The sequence below is a fragment of the Agromyces zhanjiangensis genome (genome assembly GCF_040496055.1).
In the GTDB taxonomy this organism is placed as follows: Bacteria; Actinomycetota; Actinomycetes; order Actinomycetales; family Microbacteriaceae; genus Agromyces; species Agromyces zhanjiangensis.
The window spans coordinates 1-1632 of sequence record NZ_JBEPKB010000016.1; the positions used below are offsets into that span (position 1 = coordinate 1).

At 68.3% G+C, this 1632-nt stretch carries 1 protein-coding gene; it reads right to left on the reverse strand.

The genetic code is table 11. The features are described 5' to 3' along the window. Window positions 1-79: 79 nt before the first annotated feature. Window positions 80-1621: an ABC transporter ATP-binding protein gene (locus ABME02_RS18395; protein ID WP_353816808.1), complete on the reverse strand. Its 1542-nt coding sequence runs from the start codon at window positions 1619-1621 to the stop codon at window positions 80-82. Window positions 1622-1632 lie beyond the last annotated feature (11 nt).

The window sequence follows — 1632 nt, forward strand, 5'->3', positions numbered from 1 at the left end:
GGCTCCGGCGCGATGACGGGCTCGTCAGGTGGGACCTGCGCGCCGGTCTCGAGCGCGACATCGGGGTCGTTGCGGTCGCTCATGCCGCGGCTCCTTCGGGGGTGGGGGCGTCACCGGACGGCGCCGGACGCTCGCCGGCCATCATCAGGCCGAGGACCTCGCGGGGCGTGTCGCCGGGCACGATGCCCACGACCCTGCCCCGGTACATCACCATGATCCGGTCGGCCAGGGCGGTCACCTCGTCGAGCTCGGTCGAGACCACCACCACGGGCACGCCCGCGTCACGGGTCTCGATGATGCGCTTGTGGATGAACTCGATCGACCCCACATCGACACCACGTGTCGGCTGGGCAGCGACGAGCAGGTTCAGGTCGCGGCTGAGCTCACGGGCCAGGACCACCTTCTGCTGGTTGCCGCCCGAGAGACGACCCGCCTTGGTCTCGATGCCGGGCGTGCGGACGTCGAACTCCGCGACCTTGTCCTTCGCGAACTCCGCGAGGAAGCCGCGCTGCACGTTCCCGGCCTTCACGAACGGCGCCCCGTCCGAGCGGTCGAGCATGAGGTTCTCCGCGACCGTGAACTCGCCCACCAGGCCATCCTCCGTGCGGTCCTCGGGCACGAACCCGACCCCCGCGTCCAGGATCTTCCGCACCGAATGCCGGGTGAGTTCCTCCCCGTCGAGCCGGATCTCGCCCTGCACCCGCGGCTGGAGGCCCACCAACGCCTCGGTCAGCTCGGTCTGCCCGTTGCCCTGCACGCCCGCGACGGCGAGCACCTCGCCCTTGCGCACCGTGAAGCTCACGTCGTTGACCACGAGCTGCCCGATCGGATCGACGACGCTCAGGTGCGACACCTGCAACGCCTCCTCGCCGAGGTCCGGCTCCTCCTTCTGCACCGTGAGCTCGACCGCACGACCCACCATCAGCGACGCCAGCTCGGCGTTCGTCGCCGACGGGTCGGCCTCGCCGACGACCTTGCCCAGCCGCACCACCGTGATCTTGTCCGCGACCTCACGCACCTCGCGCAGCTTGTGCGTGATGAACACGATCGCCGCACCCGACTCCTTCAGCTGCCGCATGATCGCCATCAGCTCGTCGGTCTCCTGCGGCGTCAGCACCGCGGTCGGCTCGTCGAAGACCAGCACCCGCGCATCCCGCGAAAGCGCCTTGATGATCTCCACCCGCTGCTGCACCCCCACCGGCAGGTCATCCACCAGCGCGTCCGGATCCACGTCGAACCCGAACCGGTCACTGATCTCCCGCACCCGCTCGCGCGCCGCGGCCAGGTCGATGAGCCCGCCCCGATGCGTCTGCTCATGACCCAGCATCACGTTCTCCGCGACCGTGAACACCGGGATCAGCATGAAGTGCTGGTGCACCATGCCGATGCCCGCGCGCATCGCGTCACCAGGCCCCTCGAAATGCTGCAGCCGGTCATCCAGGAGGATCTGCCCCTCATCGGCCCGGTACAGGCCGTACAGGACATTCATCAGCGTCGACTTGCCCGCCCCGTTCTCACCGAGCAGGCAATGGATCTCCCCCGCCTCGACAGTGAGATCGATATGGTCGTTCGCCACCAGGGAACCGAACTTCTTCGTGATTCCTCGGAGTTCGAGTTTCATGCCACCGATCC